Below are 25,390 nucleotides of genomic sequence, written 5' to 3' on the forward strand. Positions count from 1 at the left end.
TTTGACATAAGGGGGATTGAAAGAAGGTTCTGCATATGTTGCGAAAATTTGATAATCATGGTTTTACAATTGCAGAGCTCCTGGCAATAATCGGAGCCATCGCACTATTGATGATCATCTTTTTTCCTGCTTTCAGCCGCCATCTTGAGAAGAGCAGAGAGAATGTTGATATCACCAATGCCAGGACGGTACAGACAATACTGACTGATGCTGTAAAAGCCGGCAATGTGGATCTTACTTCGGGAGAAGGTGGCCGGGGTGGAATATATGTAATCGTATTCAAAGGCAGAGATGAACTGCCGAGCGGGTATGGGAATATTCCGGGAAAGGGAAATGCACTGGTTTTGGCTGATCCGGGCGTAACCATTGATGGAAAAACCAGTGCCGGCGGACTCCGGCAGAACAAAGAGCTGAAAAAACTCCTTAAATTACACAGCGTTGATACAGATAAGATTCATGTAAAAAGCCGATGGGAAAAGGACGGTTCTATGGGCTGGGACTGGTACTGCGCAGCTTTCGTCTATGATCAGAAAACAGGATACCGAACTGCTGTTTATTCCGGTTTCGGAGGCCAGTCCGGGGCATTTCCCGAAACTGGATCCAAGGTGAACCGGACAGATAACATGGGTGAAAAGTTTAAAGAAAGTAAAATGAAATAATGCCGGCATAGCAGCTAAGCTACCACCGGCTGAAATATGCGGTAACGCATTGGTTTGGAGGATAGATTGTAACGGTTATCACGTACTTGTCGGTATAATCCTTCCCGGCTAATTCAGGTCAGGCAGATCCTTCCAGGCAGGAATTATTTCTGACAGAGACGCACTGGTAATATTCCCATCACTATCATAGTTTATGGCCAGAAGGTATTTACCTGAAGTCTTGTTGTCTTTTACGCCTTTAAGGTCACCCGGGAGATTATTTCCCATTCCGCTCCAGTTGTTCTGCTTCTTGCTCTTAATCTGGACAACCACGTCTATAGCGTTTACATATCCCAGAGATCTATTGTAATTAATCCACATATGGTGCTTGCCCTCATACCATCCTGACTTTGTAGTGTCTCCAGAGAGGTATGCTGCCTGGGCCTCAGCGTATGCTGATCTGATGTTTGCCACCGAAGCCGCATCCCGGCTCTTCTCAAGTTGACTGGTAAAAATCGGAATGGATATTGCCACAAGAACTCCGATAATGGCAACCACAATGAGCAGCTCTGCAAGGGTGAAGCCTTTTGTGCTCTTAAGCTTAGCTCCCTCAGTATCATTTAATCTGTTCTTTATATTATTCTTTAAATCAATAGTCAATTTCATATTTCGCCTCTGGTTTAGTGCATATTTTTGTGCAATTTAACTGAATAAGCTACTGTCAATACTGTAAACCCATATTTACCAAAATTCAAGCATATAGAAAATGGGCATTTTGGCTATTGTATGTACTGAATCAGCGCAATCTGTGTTAAAATACAAATTATGAGCTGCCAGGTCGTTTCTTTTCACGAAATTCTCTAACTGCGGGGGTACACATGAGAAAAAATACAGATACCAGGGGAGTTTTCCCGTTCATAAATAAGAAGACTGTTTATGGTTTTCTTCTCATGGCCGTAATCCTGCTGATTGAGATGAATATCATTTTTTTCATAAGCACTTCAGTACAGTCAAAGTTGATTACTGATTTTGGTTACAAAAACATGCTGGAAAACGAAAAGAAGGACCTGAAGTCGTCTGTGGATAATACAGTAAAAGACATTGATTCCACCAGGGTGTTGCTTGAAAAAAAGGGAATGACTGATGAGCAGGTAAAGGAATCCGTTCAGGAACGGGTGTACGCAAAGATCCATTCAGACGAGTATCTTGATGGAAGATACATGTGGGTCAACGAGATCATTGATTACAACGGAGGAGATGGGTATGCAATCAGGCTTATACATCCTAACCTTCCGGAAACAGAGGGACAGCTTCTTTCAACAAATACCAGGGATAAGAAGGGGAATTATCCTTACAGACAAGAACTTGATATTGTAAACGGAAAGGGCAGCGGTTTCTACAATTACTATTTCAAGGAATTAGATAGTAACAAAGTTACTGAGAAGATTACATATGCGCGGGTGTACAAAAGATATAACTGGGTAATCTGTGAAGGAGAGAACCTGAACAGTATCAGGGTATATGAAAAAATCCAGAAGGAAAGAATGAAACCGTATCTCATCGGCATAGATATTATTATGTCTGTAGTCTGTCTGCTGATTATTCTCCTGACCACAGGTTCATTTATTACAAGATTCAACAAGATATTAATGGAGAAAAACAAAGAGCTTAAAGAAGAGGCACATAGAGATTTCCTGACCAGGATATTCAATCGTGGGGGATTGATTTACAGCCTGGACCGTTTGATAGATGATGAAACGACTGCAGGCTTTACAGGGGTATTTATGGATCTCGATGAATTCAAGCTGATCAATGATGTTTACGGCCATAACACAGGAGACGCAGCGCTTCGCCACATGGCCGCAAGCCTGAAAGAATTTTTCCCGGAAAATTCAATAATCGGAAGAACAGGTGGAGATGAGTTCTGCGTCATAATAAAAGATGAAGATCCGGAAAAGTGCGGGAAAATGATACAGGATTTTGCCAGCATCCCGAAATCTTTCGAATCAGAGGGCAGGACCATTATATATAAGGTATCGGCGGGCTATGCAGATTACCCTTCCCAGGCAGGAAACAGAGAGGAGCTTATGATCATGATGGATAACGCTCTCTATGCTTCAAAGACCCAGGGAAAGAATTGTGCAATGCATTACAAACCGGAGATGGAAAATATTAAGAGAGAGCAGCTTGGATTCAGCGTGAAGAACATGACTTCAGGAATGCCAGGAGCGTTTCTGGTATATAGTGCAAATGAAAGCGAGAGGATTCTCTTTGCCAATGACCATCTGGTTTCTCTGTATGAGTGTGACAGCTATGACGAGTTTCTGCAACTCACCAAATCCAGCTTCAAATATATGATTCATCCAGAGGACAGGGAAAGAGTGGAGAAGTCCATTAAAGACCAGATTGAAAAGGGGAGAAAGACCGTTGAAGAGGCTTCTGCCGGTCTGGAAGACTATGTTGAGTACAGAATCGTTACGAAAACTGGAAAAATAAGAAGGGTGATGGATAACGGAAGGCTTGTTCACGACGATCATCATGGAGACATTTATTATGTGATTATTCAGGACGTTGAATCCATGAAGGAGTACGGTTATTATGGAAAGCCTGATTAAAAATGAAATAATCATAAATGCAGCTTCCGGCCTTCTGGCTGGCAATTTTTGCTAATAATGCAAATAATTTTTCTAATGATTGGGAAATAATACAATCTATTTACATTTTGTTTTTCGATTGTTAAAATATCATCATATTCAATGATGATCGTGGGTGTATTGCATACTACTATACTCAGGACTGGAGGTCAGATATGAATGTTATCACGATTATGAAGATTCTTTTTATTGCAGGCATGGTATTCATCGGATTCATGCTTTTCTCTGCCTGGAGGAAGCAGCGTTCCACAGAAGAGGGAAGGAAGCAGATAGAAGAACAGAAGAAGCACAGGAATTATAATATTGTTGTTGCTCTGGTTTCCAACTTCTTCGACACACTGGGAATCGGGTCCTATGCCATTGCTTCCAGTGCATATAAAATCAGGGGATCGGTGGATGATGTGAATATTCCTGGTACTCTCAACGCCGGAGACTGCATTCCTGTACTTCTGGAAGCTTTTCTGTTCGTAGGGTTTGTCCAGGTAGATACAATTACTTTGATCACAATGATAGTCGCCCAGGTGCTGGGTGCCAACATCGGTGCCGGCATTGTTATCAAGTGGGATGCTCATAAGATCCGCATGGGAATGGGATTCGGTCTGTTTGCCCTTGGAATAATAATGGCTGTCCGTCAGATGGGCTGGGGACCTTTTGGAATCACCGGTAATGCCCTGGGGCTTACGGGGGCAAAGCTGGTTGGCGCAGTTGTAGTATCATTTGTTCTGGGAATGCTCATGAACATCGGAATAGGTGCGTATGCTCCTATGTTCGCCCTTGTTTCTACCCTGGGAATGAACGTTCAGGCTGCTTTTCCGATCATGATGGGCGGTTGTTCACTGCTTATGGCATACGGTAATGCTCCTAAGTTCATCAGGAAAACAAGATTGATCTGGTTGCAACTCTGGCCAATACCATATTCGGTTCTGCGGGAGTTCTGATTGCTTACTTTCTTGTAAAATCCCTTCCACTGACCATTCTGATGTGGCTGGTTATCGTTGTGGTAATGTACACTGCAGTAATGTTCCTCCATGATGCTTTTAAGAAGTCGGGGAAGAAAGAGAAGTAAAATGAAAAGTAATATAAGATACGGATATCTGGATGAATATTCAGATCAGGTTACGGTTTCCATGAAGAGAGGTCAGAATATTGCAGGATGGCCAATTGGAATAATATATATAGATGATGTATACTACCCGATGATGCCCGGCAACATTGTAAACGGATATACTTTTGATTTTCCTGTAAGGCTGAAGGCAGTGGAGGGCCTGGATATTCCAAACCTGTTTAACTGCGGTGACCAGGTCCACGATGCAATCCTTGATGCCTGCAGAACCTTGGAAAGAGAAGGAATAAGGGCAATCAGCTCAGCCTGCGGCTTCTTTGGAAACTACCACCGTCAGATTGCCGATGAGATTGATATTCCTGTGGCTTTGTCCAGCCTGGTGCAGCTGCCTTGGATAGAGACTTTGCTTAAACCGTCCCAGAAAATAGGCGTTCTCACAGCTGACGAAACTTCGATTACACCGAGGCTTTATGAAAGCTGCGGAATCAGCCCGCAGCTTCAGGAACGGCTTGTAGTAAGAGGTCTGGGGAAGGAAAAAGAATTTTCCTGCATCCTTGAAGGCAGGGGGGAATTCCACAACGGTAAGGTGAAAGAGGAGCTTCTGGAAAAAACCAGAGAGATCATGGCTTCTGACGATGTGGGAGCTATTCTTCTGGAGTGCAGCGACATGCCACCGTATGCCTATGCTATTCAGGCAGAGGCAGGAGTCCCTGTATTCGATTTTACTACATTGATAAGATGGATGCATTCAGCCGTAACACAGACCCCGTACAGAGGGTTCATATAATGAAACTTAAATAAAATGACTGAAGACGTAAACAATAATCTAAAGCGTAAATTCATTAATTACATTGTACCTTCTATAGCATCCCAGCTGGTATTTACATTGTATACCATGGTAGATGCTATTTTTGTGGCACGAGGGGTGGGTGCAAATGCTCTTGCAGGAGTGAATATTGCAGCGCCCTTTGTTACCATGCTCTTTTCTATTTCAATTATCACCGCCGTTGGTACATCCACACAGGTTTCCAGGCTGAAGGGAGAAGGTCAGTCTGAAAAGGCTTCAGGACTGTTTTCCATGAATTTTGCAGTTGCCACTGTCCTTTCACTGATCATTACAGTGGTTACCCTTGTCTTTGCTGTGCCTGTTGCAGGCCTGCTGGGAGCAACGGTGCATACGGAAGTTTTCGTAGTGAAATACCTGCGCACCCTGGCGCCATTTTCTGTATTCTTTATCTATTCGTATATTTTCGAGATACTTCTGGCAGCAGACGGATTTCCTTCAAAAGCCACTAAAATCGTAACCATAGGAGTTATTGCAAATTTTGTCCTGGATTATGTGATGATTTTTATTTTCCACTGGGGCGTGTTCGGTGCAGCTTTCGCCACAGGTATTTCCCAGCTGATGGTAACAGTGGCATATCTCTTTCACTTCCTGGGACCAAAGGGAACTATTAAATTCCACAGGTTCAGCCTTAACATGAGGGAGGTGGCCGGTTCGGTCTACAGAGGACTTCCATCAGGAGTAATGGAGATTTCCCCTGGAATAATCACTTTTATTCTCGTTCATTTTATTAGATATAACCTGGGAGAGAAGGGACTTGTTTCCTTTTCTGCCATGGCGTACATGGCCGGGGTAATGATCATCATGGCAGTTGGAGTTGCTCAGGGAGCTCAGCCTCTGGTTAGCTACCAGAATGGAAAGGGCGACAGAAAGTCCATTGAAAAACTGCTGAAATACCAGCTGGTAGCAGGCCTTTCCCTGGAAGTAATTCTGTATATACTGGTATGCATTTTCGCAAGAAACTATGCAGAAATCTTCCTCAGCGGAGATGCGCAGCCCCTGGTGGATTACACTGCAAGAATGATGCGGTTCTATCTGATTTTTGCCCTCCTTGACGGTTTTGTGGTAATCGTAGCTATTACCATGACAGGTCTTGAGAAACCTCTTCCAGGCATCGTTTTATCTGGATTGAGGTGCACTGTTTTCCTCCTTGCCGGCTGTCTGATAACCACCGCAATAGGAGGAAATGCAATATGGCTGGCAATGACTATTGCAGACGGTTTGACGGTCATTGGCAGCTATTATGTGGCAAATAAGGAGTTCGGTAAAAAGAGATGAACAAAAATCGAACTTTTTCGGTAACAAACATGGAAACTATCACATGACGATGGAGTTTTTTGTGACCGTTTTGTTGACTATGTGCAAAATGGGAATACCATATAAATACAACAACTTAGTATTTGTATGTAATTAATAGCATTTAAAGGATTTGATTTTGATGGATACTGGCAGGGGTCAGAGAAATATTGTTGCTGTTTCGTCAGTGATAATGATTATTTTGATAGTTATTAACTCCATTAATATATACAAACAGGATATTTCACTGCAGAAGGAAAGAGCTGAACGGATAATCAGCATTACTTCCCACGAGATTAACAGAGACTTCAGCTATGGAATCACAATTTCTGAAGCAATTGAGAGCCAGATTATCAAAAACAAAGGAGAATCTGGAGACTTTCAAACGGATGCACAGCTTCTTATGAGAGATTATGTGAGCCAGATAGAGGTAGTGAAGGCAGATGGTTCACAAGCGGCTTATCCTGAAGGTGCAGGAGGCAATCGGCTGGATTCACTTTTCAGCAATAAAAATATAAAGAAATCTGTAAGCTATGGAATTAATAAAGATGAGACGGTGATTCACGGACCTGTTTCAACACCAGAAACCGGGAGAGTTGTGGTAATAATGAACCCGGTTTACTTTACCGACCAGGGAGGAAATAAGGTCTACTGGGGAATGGTGCTGGTTGGATTGAAGGCACCAGATACTTACGAACATGCCTTGAGCGCCCTCAGATCCTTCGGATATGACTATAAGCTTTCGACGAATATAACTCCTGCCACCAATAAGCTGACACCGGTGGAAACTTCTTTTGCAGATGGCGACGATGCCAGAAACATGGTAAGCAATAAATTCAGCTCCGGCCAGTGTATCTGGAAACTCAGCGTAAAACCTTCAGGTGGATGGACTTCCGGGAAGTTCCTGTGGTCCGTTGTTACCGGGATAATAATTGGAATTATTGCCTTGTTCCTTCTTTTCTTGTTGATGAGAGTATATGAGCAGAGAAAGACCCTGCAGAAAATGGCGTATACTGACGGTCTTACGGGCCTTCTCAACAGAACAGGGTTCATGACAGAATGCGAGAAATTCCTGAACAGCAATCCTGGAAACAATGTCACCATGGTGGTTCTGGACCTTGATAATTTTAAGATAGTCAATGACCTTTATGGTCACAAAACGGGAGATATGGCCCTTTGCGACATGGCCGCCCACCTTACAAGGTCTTTTCCGGAAAAATCTATTATAGGCAGGACGGGCGGTGACGAGTTCTGCGTGATGATTACTGGCGCAGATCCTGAAAAGTCCAGAGAGCTTGTAGAAGGTGCCATTAAGAATAAGAGGGTTGTGGTTTCTGACAATAAATCTGCATGGTATACGATTTCTGCCGGATATGCAGACTATCCACTGCAGACCGAGACCATAAGCGGCCTTCTGTCAATGGCAGATGAAGCTCTTTATGCTGCAAAAATAAACGGACGTCACTGTGCGGAGCATTACGAAACCAGAATGTCCAATATTAAGAGAGAACAGCTGGGATTCAGTGCAAAGAGTATTGCAGCGGGAATGCCTGGAGCCTTCATAGTTTACAAGGCTGACGAAAAAGGAGAAATTCTGTTTGCAAACATGGACCTTGTGCGGCTGTTCAACTGCAAGGACTATGCAGACTTCCTTGAGTTTACTGAATTTTCAATTAAAAACATGATCCACCCAGATGATTATGAACGAGTGGATGAGGAAATTTCAGATCAGATCATGGCCCAGATTAATGACAATGAAGACCAGACTAGTGACGGTCAGGAACACTTTGACGACTATGTGGAGTACAGAATAGTTACGAAAGATGGAATTGTTAAGCATGTAAAGGACATAGGCCGGCTGGTTTATGACGAGCATTACGGAAACATTTTCTTCTCATTTATCAGGGACAAGGATACCATAGAACATAATGACAAGGATTTCGTAAGTCTGTAGCCAGGTCTATGAGCTGCAGTGAGCTGATGGAATAAGAAACTGAAAAGGACATAGTAAAACCCCTGCAGCAGCCTGAGGCTGATGCAGGGGTTCGGCTTTTCGAAACAAACCTATTTTCGGAATTTCTTTTTTGAATATTCCATTTCTCTCTTCGCCCTGTAATCATCCATCATGTCGGAGAACAGATCCTGGATTGAAGGAGGTGTGTATGTTATTGCATTGGCACCGGCTTCAATAGTTTCCAGAATTCTTTCAGGCTTGTTTCCACCTGTGGCGATAATGGGAACTTCCGGGAATTCCTTTCTGATTTTCCGGATGATCTCTGGAGTTTTTCTGCCACCGGCAACATTGATGATAGTAGCACCGTTTCTCAGTCTGTCCTTAATGCTTGTGTTCTCGTTTATAACAGTAATAACCACAGGAATATCAATGGCCCTTGATACGGCTCTCAGGTTGGCGTTGGTAATAGGCGCATTAAGTACGACACCCATTGCTCCCTGGCTTTCGCAGTCTTTGGCAAGTGAAACTGTTCTTAAACCCTTTGTGGTACCTCCGCCAACTCCCGTGAAAACAGGCACATTTGCAGCGGTAATAATGGCATTGCTGATGGACTGCTGCGGAGTGAAAGGATATACTGCAAAAATTGCATCTGCATCGCAATTCTTGATGATGGCCAGGTCCGTTGTGAATACAAGGCTCTTGATTCTGCGGCCGAAGATCATAATTCCGCTGGCCTTCCTGATTTCCTTAGGCATTTCAAGGATGTTGTGGCGAAGCCGGGATTTTATTGAAGGGATAACTGTTTCCTGTGTTACCGGGGTGGAAGGTATTTCAGGGGTTCCGTCCGGATTGGTGATTACCTGAGGTGTATCTGTGATATCACTGACATTGCCTGCAGCATCAATCGTATATTTATTTTCTTCCATTGTTTTTCCGGCGCCGATACTAACCTGTGCTGGTACTCAGTTTCAGGAACAACCGGGACAGTTTATCCCGCCGTCGGCACCCGTTCTCCTTTCCTGATTTTATATGCTTTGTACACATTGGAATTTTAACACTGCGACACATATTCAACAAGGGAGTGGCAGTGAGAATACAAAAATTTGTTCAACACAGTCTGAGCCGTAATTGTATTATTTTCGATTATTTAGGAAATGCCTGTTGGCTGGTATATAATCATAGGTAAAAATTGCACAAGAAGGTGGATGATAATGATAAAGACAGTTGTTTTCGATATTGGAAGAGTTCTCATAGGCTTTGAGTGGTTCCCTTATCTTCATGAATTATATGATGGCAGGTACGAAGATCCGGACAGGCTGGTGGAAAAGGTAACAGAAGCAACTTTTCACAGTCCCAGATGGAGCAGCCTTGACAGAGGCCTTCTTGATGGAGAGAGAATTATGCAGCAATGCGTTGCAGCAGCTCCGGACATTGCCGTTCCCATCAGAGAAGCCTTTGAGAACGTAGGAAAATGTACTGAGCGCACTGATTATGCTATTCCATGGATTAAAGAACTTAAGGATGAAGGGTTTCAGGTCCTTTATCTGTCAAATTATTCAAAATATGTGAGCACCAGGAGCAGTCACGCTCTGGACTTTATTCCTTATATGGATGGAGGCGTTTTTTCCTGCGATGTTAACTGGATAAAGCCGGAAAGAGAAATATTCAATATTCTTCTGAAAAAATACAATCTTAAGGCAGAGGAGTGCGTTTTTCTTGACGATAATAAAAATAATATAGAGGCCGCCTCAGCCATGGGTTTCAATACTATTCCTTTTGAGTACTACCAGCAGGCCCACGGTGAACTGATGAGCCTTCTGGATGCTTTCAACAGAACAAACAGAGAACAGGAGAACCGGTAAGCAATGGTAAAGGACCTAGTATTCTGCCTGAACGCCACTGTACCAGTTTTTCTCCTGATGGTTCTGGGCATCTTTCTGCGCCAGAAGGGCGTTATGACAAAGGAGTTCACCGGGAAGATGAACTCTTTCGTATTCAGAATTTCTCTTCCAGTTCTTCTGTTCAATGACATGAGGGCCATGGATTTCTATACTGCCTGGGATACTTCTTTTGTGCTCTTCTGCTTTGCGGTGTCAGCTGCATCCATTCTCCTGGTAACCGGAGGGGCTTTTCTCTTGAAAAGAAAAGAACTGAGAGGCGAGTTTATTCAGACATCCTACAGGAGCAGCGCGGCCCTGCTGGGGGCGGCTCTTGTAACGAATCTTTACGGCAATCCCGGAATGGTTCCCCTCATGATTATCGGAGCTGTTCCTCTCTACAATATTGCCGCAGTTGCGGAGCTTTCTTTTTTCAAGCCTGACAGGGGCGTGCTGGATAAGAAGCTCATAGGCAGGACAATTAAAGAAATAATTAAAAACCCGCTGATCATTGCCATTATCGGGGGACTGGTCTGGTCCCTTCTGGCTATGCCCATGCCAGGAGTGCTGAACACCACTCTTGACAGTGTGGGCAAGACGGCTACTCCAATGGGGCTCATAGCACTTGGAGCATCTTTTTCCATGACTGCATCCAGGAGCATAGCTAAGGAAGCGGCAGTTTCCACATTCATCAAACTTGCAGGTCTGGGGATACTTTTTCTTCCCCTGGCAGTTCACCTTGGATTTAGAAATGACGAACTGGCAGCGGCGCTGATTATGTGCTGTTCTCCTGCAACAGTAAGCTCATATGTAATGGCAAGAGAAATGGGCCATCAGGGCACCCTGACTGCTGCAGTGGTTATGCTTTCAACAGTCCTTTGCTCCTTTACGCTGACAATCTGGCTGTTCCTGTTCAGAACAATGGGAATAATCTGATGGGAAAGAGGTAAATATATATGAATGATAAATCTGATCAAAAGATTAATGAGGGAAAGATAGTTAACCGGGTTTCTGTTATGGGAATTGCCGGGAACATAATGCTTTCAGTGTTTAAACTCGTCGCAGGAATACTGGGCCATTCCGGAGCGATGATATCTGATGCCGTACACTCGCTGTCTGACGTGTTTGCAACCGTAATTGCATACATGGGAGTAAACATGTCGAAGAAAAAGGCTGATCAGGAGCATCCCTACGGTCATGAGAGAATAGAGTGTGCAGCATCCCTGATACTGGGGTTCATTCTTTTCATGACAGGCTTTGAGATTGGCATTGTAACCATCAAGAAAATAATCAGCGGACAGCCTCTGGCAGTTCCCGGAATGATTGCTTTGATTGCCGCCATAGTGTCAATAGCGACTAAGGAAGCAATGTTCCACTACACGAGACATTGTGCAAAACTGCTGAATTCGGAGGCCTTCATGGCAGATGCCTGGCATCACCGGTCTGACGCCCTTTCATCAATAGGATCTCTTGTGGGAATTGGCGGAGCAAGACTGGGATTTCCTGTACTGGATCCCATTGCCAGCCTTTTTATATGTCTCTGCATTTTCAAAGTAGCTTATGATATTATCAGAGGTGCTCTGGACAACATGGTTGACACTTCTTGCGGAAGGGAGTATGAAGACCAGCTGTCCGAACTCATCAGCAAGGTGGATGGAGTAAAAAGAATAGACTTGCTTCACACCAGAATTTTCGGAAACAGAATATATGTAGACGCTGAAATCGCTGTGGACGGATCCATGTCACTGGACAAGGCCCATGCCATTGCTGAAAAGGTTCACAATCAGGTTGAGGCCCATGACAGCAATATCAAGCACATCATGATTCACGTAAACCCTTACCACAAAATTAATAACCACAGGCATTACGAATAATAATGATTATTTTGGAATAAATTCCATGGAATGTGCCCTTGGTTCGTTGTAACATATATATATTCTTTATATGTTATACATAGTGTGCCGGCTGAGTTAGAGGTGGGAAATGGCTGCTTACATTCCCGTTATCGGGGTTACATTTAATATCTCTGTTTTCATGATATTAGCGTTCCTTCTTGTGCTGCAGCTCAGGTTCAAGAAGTATAAGGCCAGTTTTTCCTATGCCTTGATTGATCTTGAAGCCATGATGTTTCTGTACACAGTTCTCAAAATAATTGCTCTTTATCTGAGAATAGTTACGGACCAGGACAGAACTACCGTTTTTATAACAAATTTTTCAGCTCACGTTGCACATCTTCTTGTGTATATCATGCTCTTCAGGTTCTATGTGATATTCTGCAGGCCAGATCACCAGATGCCCAGAGCTGAACGATTCATGGCCGCAATACCGGCCTTAGTCGTTTTCGTTCTCATGGCCATTCCTTCTACCAGAAATGAAATATTCTTCGTTGATAAAAACGGTGTCTACAGCTTAGGAAGACTGCGCTGGATAATCGTTGATGCCGCTATTATTTATGTGGCAATGGTTATATGTGTCATAATTAAATACAGGAAGGAACTGAACAGCATGTTCAGCCTCTGCCTCGGCATGAACATTTTCTGTGGACTGTTTGTCTTCACGGGAACAGTGAACACCGTTTTTTCTTCCAGCACTTCCAATCTTGTAATGGCCCTCTCCACTGTTGTTATGTCATTTTTCATCAATACCGAAACAGAAAACAAGCTTAGAAATGACAACCAGGTGGATGCTCTTACGGGGGTCAGGAACAGAAGCGGCCTCCGGGCAGATTTTGATTCCTTTTGCAATAAGGAGCTGTGGATTGCCTTCGGAGACGTAGACGCTTTCAAATCTTTTAATGACAGATATGGCCACAGCTGCGGTGACAAGGTTTTAAAGGCCTGCGGAATGATTCTTAAGGAGAACTTTCATGATACCTGCTATCGTTACGGTGGAGACGAGTTCCTCCTAATCTACGATTCTCCCTCAGAAGATTTCACCCATAAGATGAAAAAGGTCATTCAAGAGATAGGACAGATACAGATCGAAGATACCTCAGAGAGTATTTCAATGACCTTCGGGTTCACTCACGGTTTTGCAAAAAATTTTGCGGATGTGCGGGGCCTGATCGAGGGTGCAGATGCAGCCCTTTATGAGGGAAAAAAGAATGGCAGAAAACTGGTATCCGGCAGTGAGGACTCTCTTGGGGACAATGACGGCGTTGGAGCAGCGTATTTGTTCAGAAAAGAAGAAAGAGCTGTTTATGAGAAGTCGGCTCTTGCAATCGCCGTTTATCAGATAATAGACAATAAACCCACTGCTATTCTTGTTTCCAACGGCTTGTGCCAGTACTATCAGATGGACAGATCTGCACTTATCCGCTATCTGAACAGCGGCAGAATGGATTATGTGGCAGAGGAAGATGTGGAAACCATTAGAAACCTTATGGGGAACATGCAGAACATTGAAGAGCATGTAACCTTATATCACATGCTTTCCAGCGGAAGTGAATACAAAATGATATGCAGAGGCAGATACCAGATCATGGGGGACGGCACTCCTCTGGTATTTACAAATTTCATCAGATTGGATGAAAAATAATGCAATTTTGTATTTGATAGTTGAACCACATAGTTTGAACAGTTATAATGTTTGGGCAGGTTATTTTATGTAATTACAAGAGTAGATCCATACGCGTTAAGTACCGGACAGACGGGGAGTTGCTGCCGGGCGAAAAGAATTTCTTGCGGTGTATGGATCGCATCCCGCTGCAAATATACTGGCACCTGGCGGGAGACATGAGGACTTTCGCCTGTCTCCATTTCCCGGAACCACAAATTTGTAGTCACGGGGGAATGGAGGTTTTTTTTATGACTGATTTCAGAAAAAGATTTCTTGAATCCAGGGACGAACTGAAAAAAGTCCGTTCCATCACCCTTTGTGCAATGCTGGCCGCCATGGGAATGGCCCTCAGCTATTTCACAATAAGGATTTCACCATCGTTCCAGATAGGTTTTTCCGGAATTGCCAATCTCATGATAGGGTACTTATTCGGACCAGTAATGGCGCCCTGTGCCGGAATCGTAACAGATGTTCTGAATTACATTGCCAATCCAAATGGAGGGTTCTATCCTGGATTCACTCTTACTGCAGTAGTTGCAGGATTCATAAGAGGTGCAATGACATACCACAAGCCTCTCACAATCAGGAGACTTATTCTATCAGAGCTCATAGTTGCAGTAGTATGCTCTATATTCATGAATACACTGTGGCTGTACCAGATGTACGGTGAATCTGTGCTGGCAGGTGTTCCGGCCAGAGTAGTAACTGCAGTTGCCCTGGCATTTATTAATGCCTTCCTTGGAGATGTGATTATCAGAGGCCTTTCAAGAGCCGGGGTTATGCCTCAGCAAAGGTAAGGCGCCGTTTCACACAGGATATAGTTTAGTAAGGGAGTGGGATAACAATGACATATGAAGAGGCGCTGGCCTTTCTGAACGCACCTAAGTATTCGGAAACCAGACCTGGACTGGGTCCGGTAACTGAGCTGATGCACAGACTGGGAGATCCCCAGGACCAGCTGAAATTCGTTCACATTACAGGTACTAATGGCAAGGGTTCTACATCTTCGTTTATAGAAAGGGCCCTGAGAGAAGCAGGATACAAAACTGGATTATATACCTCTCCGTACATAGAAAGATTTAACGAGAGAATCAGAATCTGCGGTGAGGATATTCCAGATCAGGACCTGGCGGACATTACGGAGAAGGTTAAAGAGGCGTCTCTGTCTATGCTGGCCAATGGAATGAAAGAACCTACTGTCTTCGAAATGGTAACTGCCGTGGCGTTCATCTATTTTGCAAGAAACAATTGCGACATAGTGGTCCTTGAAGTTGGAATGGGCGGCCGTCTGGACGCAACCAATATTATCAAGGAGTCTGAAGTATCTGTAATTACAGGAATTGCCATGGACCACATGGAGTTTCTTGGAGATAGTATTTCCAGTATCGCCTTCGAGAAGGCGGGGATAATAAAAGAAAATGGCATTACTGTAACCTGTCCTCAGGACGGGGCTGCGATGGCTGTTATCGAGAAAACATGCAGGGAGAAGAACAGCAGGCTGGTTCTTGCTGATACTAGCAGCATAAAGCTTTTGTCCAGGGATCTGGAAGGTCAGGATTACTGCTTCGGTGGAGCAGAGATTCGAATAGGAAAATTAGGTTCCTATCAGCTGGCAAATTCGGCTCTTGCCTACACCGCTCTTCAGCAGATGAGAGACAGATGGCCAGGATTGACGGAAGAAGCCATATTGAGAGGGCTGAAAAATGCAAAATGGCCTGGCAGGCTGGAATTAATGAGAAAAGATCCTGTTTTTCTCATTGACGGTGCCCACAATCCTGACGGAGTGAGTGCCCTGGTGAGAAGTCTGAAGGAGATGTTTCCCGGGGAGAGATTCCTGTTTGTTACCGGGGTTCTTAAAGATAAGGACTACAGCTCTATGATTGAGATGACTTTGCCCCTGGGGGAGAAGTATTATACTGTTACGCCGGACAGCCCAAGAGCCTTGCGTTCAGAAGATCTGAGGGAGTATCTGAAAAGCGTTGGGGCGGAAGCGGAAGCTTTTGATTCCATAGAAGAAGCTGGTGAAAAGGCGTGGAGTCAAAGGGACTACAAGACAGTTGCCTTTGGATCTCTTTATTACATAGGGAACTTGAGAACAGTTCTGAAAAAACATTTATAGGGATAACTAATTCAGGGGCCGGATTAATCCGGCCCCTGAAAATTTATGTGCACATATTACTGAAACAGTTCAGGATTAAGAGTTTTTTCAAGGGGGAGAGGTTTACCGTAGTAAAAGCCCTGAATGAATTCGGCACCGCAGTCCCGGATGAACTGGTTCTGTTCTTCAGTTTCAACCCCTTCCATTATTACTTCCATATCAAGAGCGTGGCTGAGCCTTATAAGCTCGTTTATTATTATTCTGGCTTTTGGGTTACTGTCCAGATCCTTGATGAAACCCATGTCCAGCTTAGTTCCGTCCACCTGGTAATCTTTTAAAAGGTTCATAGAAGAATTGCCTGAACCAAAATCGTCAAGCCACACGTGGTAGCCCATGGCCCGAAGGTGGGTGACGCTTTTACGTATTTTTGTGCTGTCAGCCATGGCTGACTCTGTTATTTCAAATATAATACTTCCTTTCGGAATGTCGTATTCCTCCACGGTAGAGCTTAAACTTTTTACCATATCCACAACGTCGAAATCTATTCTTGAAAAGTTAACAGAAACGAAGTGGCTGTTCTTGAATTCCTCCGGCATTTTCGAGAATGCGCTGCACACCTGGCGGAGAATATAGAAATCAACCTTGTATATATCGTTGTTGGATTCAAGGACAGGAATAAACCGGGCCGGTGAAATTATACTGCCGTCTTCGGTGATCCACCGGGACAGAGCCTCATAACCTGCAACAGAGCCATCTGAAGCATTTACCACTTTCTGGTAGTATGGTTGGATGTGGCCCTTTCTAAGGGCATCGTCAAGATTGTTTATGACGTAGCTTTCGTATATCCTCTGCTGCTCCAGATCGTTGTCATATATTTTTATGAGGAAGTTGGACTGGTGCCTCAGGGAGTCGCAGGCATACTTTGCCATATCAATGGCAGTTCTGATACTCAGCGGATCTTCCTCTACATCATTGAATTTAACACCTGCCCGGACTACCAGATGCCAGTGTGGTACCATGGTAGAAAATAATTGCTGAGCCTTGCTGATCCGCCGGAGAATATTCTCTCTGTCTGTTGAAGGAATCATCATGGCAAAATGATCTGAATTTGTATGGGTGATGACAGCATCCTGGAAGGAGGAGGAAAGGGCAGATGAAACTTTCCTTATTACTGTGTTTCCCGTTTTGTAACCGAATCTCTTGTTAAGGTCTTGGAAACGGTCAATATCCAGAAATACTATTGTCCAGTTGGTATTGTTTTTCAGCTCTTTGGAGACACACTTGTAGAAGCCCTTTCGGTTCAGGAGACCTGTTGCCATGTCTTTCATTTCATAATCGTAATCTCCGGATAATGTTTTCTCTTCTGTTTTCACAGTATCTGAAGTGAAGGGCTTGCCGCAAGGACGACCGTAGCCGTCGTACTTAGATTCATAAAGCTGGGAATCAGCAGTTCTTATGCAGCATTCAAACTGATATGCTGTGGAAACAATGCCATAAGAGTATCCGATGCTCACCGCTACAGGTAGTTCTTCTGCACTGCTGTTGAACAGGTTCTGAAAATCAGTGATTTCCTTAGCAAATTCAGAAAGATCAGCTTCCTTTGCAATAATGATGAATTCATCACCACCATATCGGTAGCAGAAACACTTTTTGAAGTATTCCTGTTTCTGGAGAAGAGTTGAGAAATCTTTCAGTATTTTATCTCCGTAGGTATGGCCCAATGTATCATTGGCCTTTTTGAAGGAGTCAAAGTCGATCATGGCAATGCACAGGTGGTGATGAAGAAAAAATACCTTGTCTTCTTCCAGGGCGGTGCGGTTCATCAATCCTGTAAGCCCGTCTGTACGGCTCTTAACAGCCAGTTTTCTGTTTGCTTCCTTCAAATCAAGCTGAAGGCGGACACTTGTAATGAACCAGTTTCTTTTTATGTAAATATAGATTTCACACAAAATGTAGAAAATTACGATATCAAACTGGTCTTGCCATGCCGCAGGAATGTCAGAGTCTGTTATATTGACGGTGAGAACGGGAACTACAAGGCTGATAAAGGGAATGAACCAGCCTCTGGCTTTTCTGTAAAATGGCAGATAGCAAAGGATGGTCATGATGAGAGTCAGTTCAAAGAAAGTAGAACTTCCCTGCTGTGTACTGAAGATGGTCAGACCAGCAAGGAGGGCATCTACGGAGAAACAGATATAAGCTACATTGAGCACACGGACCGGATCCATCAGGTCTACTTTCTTGTTCATATCTTGAAAAATAAGAATGAACCCGGCGTTTAAAACTATCATCATGATGTAGACAAGGGTTCCGTTAATCTGGGGAAAGACTTCCGGTGTTACGAAAGGTAGAAACTCTCCAATGGTGCCCAGGACACCAATGAGCAGCACAAGATAAAAGACCCCGATTCCTGAGGTGCAGTTATTTCTGGCTGCAGCCTTTAACAGTTCAGGGTTTTTAGTAAATTGTTCATTTCCCCGGTAATTATTAAATAGTAGAAGCCTGCCTATTTTCTGTAACATAACATGGGAGAGGGAGTCTTTATCCTCCCCGCTGATGCCTAAATCATTTTCATTTTCACTTTCCATAGAATAATCTCTTTTCCCTCTGAAATATGTTAGAATACCCTGTTTTTACGTGATTATTGTATCATTTTGACATACTGTATTCCATGGCCTATAATCAAACGATTGTAAAATTTTTATGTGCTTATTTAACTGAAAAAATCAGTTAAAGGGAATATTTTTCTTTTGATGAGAGGTGAAGTCATGGGACTTGAGAGTGCAGTTAGATGTCTTGATGAGTATGGATTCAAGGACAGGGTTAAACTTCTGGATGAATCCTCTGCTACTGTAGATCTGGCAGCAGAAGCAGTTGGGGTGGAGCCTGATCAGATAGCAAAAACCCTGTCTTTCCTGGTAAAGGACGTTCCAGTTCTTGTTCTTGCATCTGGCAAGGCGAGAATTGATAACCATAAGTTTAAAGAAGAATTTAAGACAAAGGCGAAGATGATACACAGTGACCAGGTGGAAGCTCTGGTGGGTCACGCTCCAGGTGGTGTTTGCCCATTTGGGGTAAAAGAAGGAGTTCAGGTTTATCTAGACAACAGCCTTAAGAAGCATGAGGTCGTATATCCGGCAGCAGGAACTGGAAACAGTGCGGTTAAGCTGACAGTTCCGGAGCTGGAAAAGTGTTCCGGCTATCTTAAGTGGATAGACGTATGTAAGTAAAGAAGAAATTAAAACTTAACATAGATTTAACATTTACCGTGTTTCCCATTTTACAAAAGATTATTAAACTTCAAAGTATGGATAATATGCATTAAGTGTATGTAAATGTGTTGGAGGAATTATGAGTATATTTAATTTACTCTCTTTTGTAGGCGGACTGGCCCTGTTTCTGTTCGGCATGGACGTCATGGGCGAAGCCCTGAAGAATTTCTCAGGAGGAGAACTTCAAAAGAGACTGGGAAACATGACATCGAGCACCGTAAAGGGTGTTCTCCTTGGAGCAGGGGTTACAGCAGTAATCCAGTCCTCTTCAGCAACAACTGTAATGGTTGTTGGTTTCGTAAACTCCGGAATCATGACACTGCACCAGGCAGTGGGAGTGATAATGGGTGCCAACATCGGTACAACGATGACATCATGGCTTTTGTCTCTTGTATCGGTCAGCGGTGACAGCTTTTTCATGCAGATGCTGAAACCATCATCCTTTTCACCTGTTCTGGCAATGATAGGTGTGATTCTCAGGTTCGCTTCTCATTCTGACAGGAAGAAAAACGCAGGAACTATCATGCTGGGGTTTGCGGTTCTCATGATTGGAATGAACACCATGAGCGGTGCTGTGGAACCACTGAGCAAGATGCCTGATTTCATCAACCTGTTCACTAAGTTCTCCAATCCTGTACTGGGAGTTCTGGTAGGCCTTACTCTCACAGCCATTATTCAAAGCTCTTCTGCATCAGTTGGTATTCTCCAGGCTCTGTGCACTACAGGTGCGGTAACTTACGGAGCAGCCCTTCCTATCATCATGGGACAGAATATCGGAACATGTGTTACGGCTCTTCTGTCTGCCATTGGAGCTTCAAAGAATGCAAAGAGAGCTGCCATGATTCACCTGTATTTCAACATCATAGGTACCATATTGTTTATGACAGTATTCTACAGTTTGAATGCGTTCCTTAGTTTTGCATTTCTGAAGAATGTGGCGGATCCGGCAGGAATAGCAGTTATCCACTCGACCTTCAACATTACAGCGACAGCTGTACTGCTGCCTTTCTCAAAGGTACTGGAAAAGCTGGCAACTGCTACCATCAGAGATGGTCATGAACACGCTGAAGAGGATATGGATCCATTCCTCAAGAAGCTGGACAACAGATTTCTCAATCAGCCTTCTGTTGCCATTTCAGTAAGCATCGATGCAGTTTTCAAAATGGCAGATTATGCAATAGAAGCTGTTGAAACTGCAATGAGCCTGTTTGACAATTACGATGAAGAAACAGCAGCCAGGGTTAAGAAGCTTGAGAAGACTACAGACCGTTTTGAGGACAGAATAGGAACATATATTCTGGGCATTACTCCCCAGGCCCTTTCTGAGAAGGAAAGCCACCAGACTACCATAATTCTACGGTCAATTGGAGATCTGGAAAGAATAGGAGACCATGCAGTAAATCTCCGGGACAGCGCTTTGGAAATGGTTACAAAAAATCAGCACTTCTCCGATAACGGCGCAGAGGATATGAGGGTGATGATGAACGCCGTCAGAGAACTTCTCAGGATTACAGGAGAATCACTTAAGCAGCTTACCCCTGATGCGGCAGAGAGGATTGAGCCTCTTGAAGAGGTAGTGGATGATCTTAGCTATGAGCTGAAGAGCAGGCACATAATCAGATTGAGAAACGGCATCTGTTCCGTTGAAATGGGCTTCGTTCTTGAGGATATGACAACAAACCTTGAGAGAATAGCCGACCACTGCTCAAACATCGGTGTAACTCTGGCTCAGGAAGATATGAACGTTGACAGACGCCATGAAACAAAGAGAGCAATAAAGGATCAGAACTCCTTCAAGGAAGAGTACACTAAGTACCAGCATATGTTCCCTCTTGACGAGGCAATAAATTAAATCAGCTTGATATAATCTATAATAATTAGTTTTCGCTGTTATGGAGGCAGGAAGTAATGATCTGGTGTGTTGAAGATGATTCGGATATCAGGGAAATAGAACTGTATACATTGAAGTCTACCGGTTTTGAAGCCAGGGGCTTTGAGAATGGAAAATCCATGATGGAAGCTCTTTCAAAGGAGAGACCAGATTTGATAATGCTGGATATCATGCTTCCTGACGTAGATGGAGTAGAACTCCTGAAGGAGATCAGGATCAATCCTTCAACATCAGATATTCCTGTTATTATGGCCACCGCAAAAGGTATGGAATATGACAAAGTCCAAAGTCTGGACATGGGGGCAGATGACTATCTTGTGAAACCCTTTGGAATGATGGAAATGGTGTCCAGAATAAGAGCTGTTCTCAGAAGGGCGGATCACAGCCACTCAAAGCAGGAATACAGGATGGGAAAACTTGTGCTGGACGAAAACAGTCATACAGTTACTCTTGATGAGGAGAAGCTGTCTCTGACCCTGAAGGAGTATGAGATTTTAAGGCTTTTCCTGTCCAGACCCGGAATGATATTTACGAGAGAGCAGCTGTTCATGTCTGTCTGGGGAGAGAAGCTTATTGGTGATTCCAGAACCATCGACGTACACATAAGAACATTGAGGCAGAAACTGGGCCCTTACGGCAGCAAAATTGAGACAGTCAGAGGAGTAGGATACCGGCTGGAGGCGTAGTCATGAGAAAAAAGATATTCGCTTCGATATTTGGTACTGCGGTGATCACCATACTTGTGATCATGGTAATAATTCTTGGCGTTCTTGACGGATACTTTACAAAGATTCAGAAAGATGAACTGATTAACCAGGCGGAGCTGGCCTCGGCTGGAGTCGAACAGCAAGGGGCTTCCTTCCTGAAGCACGCACCGGACAACAGTGACAGATATACTCTGATAGCTAAGGACGGGACAGTGATTTATGATTCAGAAGCAAAGGCTTCTGGAATGGAGAACCACAAAAACAGAGAAGAAGTAAAGGAGGCGCAGAAGACCGGGAAAGGAGAAAGCACTCGTTACTCTGTGACCAGAATGGAAGAGACCCATTACATAGCCAGAAGGCTTAATGACGGGTCGATAGTGAGGGTGTCGGCAGTTCGCATTTCACTGTTCGGACTTATAGTATCTCTTCTCCAGCCAATTATCATTATCGTAACCATCGCCCTTTTGATTTCACTTTTCCTGGCCTACAGACTGACAAAGGGCATTGTAGATCCCCTGCAGGCCATGGATCTGGAACATCCGTCCAGAAGCTGCCCTTATGAGGAACTGGTTCCCCTTATGAACAAGGTGCAGCAGCAGGTTACCCTGATTAACAGTCAGAGGAGGGAACTGGAATCCTCGAAGATGGAGTTTGACGCCATTACCTCTAACATGGAAGAAGGACTGCTCCTCATAGGCTCCGAAGGAAGGATTATCAGCATTAACCCGTCAGCTGCAAAGTTCTTCGGCACTGACAGAGACTGCCTCAACAAGAACATCATGGCCATCGAGAAAGATCAGAGAATCGACATGGCAATTCTGAAGACAAAGGAGCAGGGGCACAGCAGCCTTCAGATCAGCAGATACGGCAAAGAGTACCAGCTGAATATGAGCAGGGTTGATTCTTCAAAAGACCGGTTTGGTATAATAATCCTGGTCTTTGACAATACTGACAGGGTTCATGCAGAACGGAACAGAAGGGAATTCACCGCAAATGTTTCACATGAGCTGAAGACTCCAATGCATTCCATAATGGGAAGTGCAGAGCTTATTGAAAGTGGAATGGCCCAGGGTGAAGATGTGAAGGTGTTTGCAGGAAAGATCAGAAAAGACGCAGGCCGCCTTGTGGAGCTGATAGAGGATATAATCCACCTGTCCAAGCTGGATGAGGGCGCACCTGTAATCAGTGAGCCCCTGGAGCTGAAATCACTTATAGCAGAAGAATCAGAGGCTCTTGCACCCCTGGCACAGGAAAAAAATGTCACCACAAGTGTAAATGGAGATCAGGTTTTCCTGGTTTCATCAAGAGAACTTCTTCACGAGGTATTCTACAACCTCATAGAGAACGCCATTAAATACAATGTGGACGGGGGAAGTGTTACAGTCACCACTAAGATGGAAGGGGACAGAGCCAGCATTTCTGTAAAAGACACGGGTATTGGTATTCCAGAGGAGGATCAGGAAAGGGTCTTTGAAAGGTTCTACAGAGTGGATAAGAGCCGCTCCAAGGAAACGGGTGGAACTGGCCTTGGCCTTTCCATAGTAAAACATGCGGTGCTTGACATGGGAGGAAGCGTGAATCTCTCCAGTAAAAAGGGCGCCGGCACGGAGATAGAAATTCTTCTGCCTATAATGCATAACACGGATTCAGAAGACAGTGGAGCAATTAGTGAGATTTAATAGAAAGGAGAAAGGGTCTGCCTCATGGCGGGCCCTTTTCTCCATATCAGGGACAGGGGAGCATAATTATTGAAATGAAAATCAGCGGAATTTCTGTTATTATATAGGGTGTATTTGTATGGAGAGCCGGGCTCTCCTATGTTTAATGAAAGGTGACAAGGGTATGGCAGATTACGTCAGGGCCAGTGATAAGACCTATAATACAGCAAGGTTTAACAACTACAGAGAAATAATTAATTCCAGTTATGAGAAATTCCCTCAGAGAACGGCTTTTCAGATAAAAGCTCCAGGAGGGAAGTATGTCTATATCACATATAAAGAACTTTGGGAGAGATACTACAAGCTCTGCAATGTTTTTATCGAGATGGGGCTCAGGGGCAAGCGGATTGCCGTTATAGGAAAAAACAGTTTTGAGTGGAGCCTCAGCTATCTCTGTGCTTCTACTGTTGGATGCGTAGTTCCTCTGGATAAGGAAATCCACACCGATGATATTAAGAATTTCGTAGAGGCTGCAGATTGTCAGGCTATTTGTTATGGAGACTATTTTGCCCGGACACTTCTCGCTGAGCTGCCTTCAAATGTGAGACAGCTGTCTTTTACGGATGTTTTCAATGCATCCACACCGGACAGCCAGACATTCACGGAAACCGTAGACAGCATAGAGTTTCCCAAAGACCAGACTCAGGTTCTGATTTTTACATCTGGAACTACAGGAAGCGCAAAGGGAGTATGTCTTTCCCAGTACAATATATGTTCTAACATTTATTCTACCGTACAGGTGGTAAAGATACATCCTACCGATGTTACTCTTTCTATTCTGCCTCTCCACCACACTTACGAATGTACTCTTAATCTCCTTTTGCTGCTTTCCAGAGGAACTAAGATTACATACTGCGGCGGACTTACAAAAATCCAGAAGAACCTTGAGGAATACCATCCTTCAATCCTGGTAGTTGTGCCTGCCCTTCTGTCAGTTCTGGACAAGAGAATCAGGAAGGCAGTTACTAAATCTGTTCCTTCAAGGTATAAAGAATACTTCGAGACTCTCTCCCTGGCTCAGGCCCTGAACAAGCTTCCTTTCTTCCTGCGGACCATCGTGAAGAACAGGGTAAGAGCCACACTGGGTGGAAAGATGAGGCTGTTTATCGTTGGAGCTGCAGAGCTGGATACCACTTTGGTAGAGGATTTCGAGGCTCTTGGCATAGAAACCCTGCAGGGCTACGGCCTTACTGAATGTGCTCCACTGGTAGCAGGAAACAGTGATTTTAACCAGAAAATGGATTCAACAGGAAAAGTCATGCCTGGCAACGAGATGAAGCTGATCAACGTAAACGACGAGGAAGTGGGTGAGATCATTACCCGTGGAGACAATATCATGCTGGGATATTTCAATGACCCGGATGCAACAGCAAAGGTGCTGGTAGATGGTTGGTTCCACACAGGAGACCTGGGTTATATTGATGATCAGGGCTGGCTGTATATTAAGGGCAGGATCAAGAACGTAATAGTTACTAACAACGGAAAGAACATTTATCCGGAAGAGCTTGAGCACCGCCTTATGGACTATCCTGAAGTGAAGGAGTGCATTGTTACCGGTGCCAGAGATAAGGACGGCAAACAGGTGGTAAAGGTTAAAATTCTGCCGGATAAGGATGTTGTTGCTGAGGCTCTGGGCCACCAGCCTGACAAAGATGAACTGGAGAAGGCAGTTAAGGACATCGTAGGAGCAGTAAACGATGAGATGCCTGGTTACAAGGCTATGAAAGTAATCCAGGTGCTGGACAAGGAACTGGAAAAGACCACTACCGCCAAGATAATGCGATACGGCAGCAATATAGAATAGCGTAATAGCAGAGGAT

At 44.1% G+C, this 25,390-nt stretch carries 20 protein-coding genes and 1 riboswitch; of the genes, 17 read left to right on the forward strand and 3 right to left on the reverse strand.

The genetic code is table 11. The annotated features are described in order from the left end of the window. The first annotated feature begins 35 nt into the window (after nucleotides 1–35). On the forward strand, nucleotides 36–659 hold the full coding sequence (locus FYJ66_RS05110) for a type II secretion system protein (protein WP_154572443.1): 624 nt from the start codon (nucleotides 36–38) through the stop codon (nucleotides 657–659). Between the two features lie 108 nt (nucleotides 660–767). On the opposite strand, the gene FYJ66_RS05115 is transcribed toward FYJ66_RS05110, so the two are convergent. Further along, entirely contained in the window at nucleotides 768–1,304 is a 537-nt protein-coding gene (locus FYJ66_RS05115) for a type IV pilin protein (protein WP_154572444.1), read from the reverse strand. A 212-nt stretch (nucleotides 1,305–1,516) separates the two neighbouring features. On the opposite strand from FYJ66_RS05115, the gene FYJ66_RS05120 reads away from it, so the two are divergent. The 5 genes from FYJ66_RS05120 (at nucleotide 1,517) to FYJ66_RS05140 (ending at nucleotide 8,449) form a co-directional block, all read left to right on the forward strand. Further along, a complete protein-coding gene (locus tag FYJ66_RS05120) occupies nucleotides 1,517–3,253 on the forward strand; it encodes a diguanylate cyclase domain-containing protein (RefSeq protein ID WP_154572445.1) in 1,737 nt (578 codons plus the stop codon). Between the two features lie 194 nt (nucleotides 3,254–3,447). After that, complete coding sequence (locus FYJ66_RS05125) at nucleotides 3,448–4,230, forward strand: TSUP family transporter (protein ID WP_235897366.1); 783 nt, start codon at nucleotides 3,448–3,450, stop codon at nucleotides 4,228–4,230. 129 nt (nucleotides 4,231–4,359) lie between these two features. After that, a complete protein-coding gene (locus FYJ66_RS05130; protein WP_154572446.1) occupies nucleotides 4,360–5,142 on the forward strand; it encodes an aspartate/glutamate racemase family protein in 783 nt (260 codons plus the stop codon). A 15-nt stretch (nucleotides 5,143–5,157) separates the two neighbouring features. After that, a complete protein-coding gene (locus FYJ66_RS05135; protein ID WP_154572447.1) occupies nucleotides 5,158–6,477 on the forward strand; it encodes an MATE family efflux transporter in 1,320 nt (439 codons plus the stop codon). A 160-nt stretch (nucleotides 6,478–6,637) separates the two neighbouring features. Next, nucleotides 6,638–8,449, forward strand: a complete 1,812-nt coding sequence (locus FYJ66_RS05140) for a sensor domain-containing diguanylate cyclase (protein WP_154572448.1) — start codon at nucleotides 6,638–6,640, stop codon at nucleotides 8,447–8,449. A gap of 110 nt (nucleotides 8,450–8,559) precedes the next feature. Here FYJ66_RS05140 and FYJ66_RS05145 read toward each other — a convergent pair whose 3' ends face one another. Next, a complete protein-coding gene (locus FYJ66_RS05145) occupies nucleotides 8,560–9,375 on the reverse strand; it encodes a beta/alpha barrel domain-containing protein (protein WP_465250538.1) in 816 nt (271 codons plus the stop codon). Between the two features lie 285 nt (nucleotides 9,376–9,660). On the opposite strand from FYJ66_RS05145, the gene FYJ66_RS05150 reads away from it, so the two are divergent. The 6 genes from FYJ66_RS05150 to FYJ66_RS05175 all read left to right on the forward strand — a co-directional run bounded on the left by FYJ66_RS05150 (nucleotide 9,661) and on the right by FYJ66_RS05175 (nucleotide 16,003). Further along, nucleotides 9,661–10,311, forward strand: a complete 651-nt coding sequence (locus FYJ66_RS05150; RefSeq protein WP_206157002.1) for an HAD family hydrolase — start codon at nucleotides 9,661–9,663, stop codon at nucleotides 10,309–10,311. A gap of 3 nt (nucleotides 10,312–10,314) precedes the next feature. Beyond that, the gene (locus FYJ66_RS05155) at nucleotides 10,315–11,262 is read left to right on the forward strand and encodes an AEC family transporter (RefSeq protein ID WP_154572450.1); all 948 of its coding nucleotides are present in this window, start codon (nucleotides 10,315–10,317) and stop codon (nucleotides 11,260–11,262) included. Nucleotides 11,263–11,282: 20 nt separating this feature from the next. Further along, nucleotides 11,283–12,200: a cation diffusion facilitator family transporter gene (locus FYJ66_RS05160; protein WP_154572451.1), complete on the forward strand. Its 918-nt coding sequence runs from the start codon at nucleotides 11,283–11,285 to the stop codon at nucleotides 12,198–12,200. A 109-nt stretch (nucleotides 12,201–12,309) separates the two neighbouring features. After that, complete coding sequence (locus FYJ66_RS05165) at nucleotides 12,310–13,863, forward strand: GGDEF domain-containing protein (protein WP_154572452.1); 1,554 nt, start codon at nucleotides 12,310–12,312, stop codon at nucleotides 13,861–13,863. Between the two features lie 74 nt (nucleotides 13,864–13,937). Then, nucleotides 13,938–14,035: riboswitch (THF riboswitch) on the forward strand. Between the two features lie 97 nt (nucleotides 14,036–14,132). Next, nucleotides 14,133–14,681 (forward strand): folate family ECF transporter S component, encoded by a 549-nt coding sequence (locus tag FYJ66_RS05170; RefSeq protein WP_206157003.1) that lies wholly within the window; start codon nucleotides 14,133–14,135, stop codon nucleotides 14,679–14,681. Between the two features lie 47 nt (nucleotides 14,682–14,728). Next, complete coding sequence (locus FYJ66_RS05175) at nucleotides 14,729–16,003, forward strand: bifunctional folylpolyglutamate synthase/dihydrofolate synthase (RefSeq protein ID WP_154572454.1); 1,275 nt, start codon at nucleotides 14,729–14,731, stop codon at nucleotides 16,001–16,003. A 56-nt stretch (nucleotides 16,004–16,059) separates the two neighbouring features. On the opposite strand, the gene FYJ66_RS05180 is transcribed toward FYJ66_RS05175, so the two are convergent. After that, nucleotides 16,060–18,570, reverse strand: coding sequence for a bifunctional diguanylate cyclase/phosphodiesterase (locus FYJ66_RS05180; protein WP_154572455.1), 2,511 nt, complete (start codon nucleotides 18,568–18,570; stop codon nucleotides 16,060–16,062). A 180-nt stretch (nucleotides 18,571–18,750) separates the two neighbouring features. Here FYJ66_RS05180 and FYJ66_RS05185 point away from each other — a divergent pair, with 180 nt between their 5' ends. The 5 genes from FYJ66_RS05185 (at nucleotide 18,751) to FYJ66_RS05205 (ending at nucleotide 25,374) form a co-directional block, all read left to right on the forward strand. Further along, complete coding sequence (locus tag FYJ66_RS05185; protein WP_154572456.1) at nucleotides 18,751–19,212, forward strand: YbaK/EbsC family protein; 462 nt, start codon at nucleotides 18,751–18,753, stop codon at nucleotides 19,210–19,212. A 121-nt stretch (nucleotides 19,213–19,333) separates the two neighbouring features. Continuing rightward, the gene (locus FYJ66_RS05190) at nucleotides 19,334–21,106 is read left to right on the forward strand and encodes a Na/Pi cotransporter family protein (RefSeq protein ID WP_154572457.1); all 1,773 of its coding nucleotides are present in this window, start codon (nucleotides 19,334–19,336) and stop codon (nucleotides 21,104–21,106) included. A 56-nt stretch (nucleotides 21,107–21,162) separates the two neighbouring features. Continuing rightward, a complete protein-coding gene (locus FYJ66_RS05195) occupies nucleotides 21,163–21,831 on the forward strand; it encodes a response regulator (RefSeq protein ID WP_154572458.1) in 669 nt (222 codons plus the stop codon). 2 nt (nucleotides 21,832–21,833) lie between these two features. After that, complete coding sequence (locus tag FYJ66_RS05200; RefSeq protein ID WP_154572459.1) at nucleotides 21,834–23,531, forward strand: sensor histidine kinase; 1,698 nt, start codon at nucleotides 21,834–21,836, stop codon at nucleotides 23,529–23,531. 163 nt (nucleotides 23,532–23,694) lie between these two features. Then, nucleotides 23,695–25,374 carry an AMP-binding protein gene (locus FYJ66_RS05205; RefSeq protein ID WP_154572460.1) on the forward strand — a complete coding sequence of 560 codons (1,680 nt, stop codon included), beginning with the start codon at nucleotides 23,695–23,697 and terminating at the stop codon, nucleotides 25,372–25,374. The last annotated feature ends 16 nt before the right edge of the window (nucleotides 25,375–25,390 follow it).

Origin of the sequence: Allobaileyella intestinalis, from assembly GCF_009695865.1 — a bacterium.
GTDB lineage: Bacteria > Bacillota > Clostridia > Peptostreptococcales > Anaerovoracaceae > Allobaileyella > Allobaileyella intestinalis.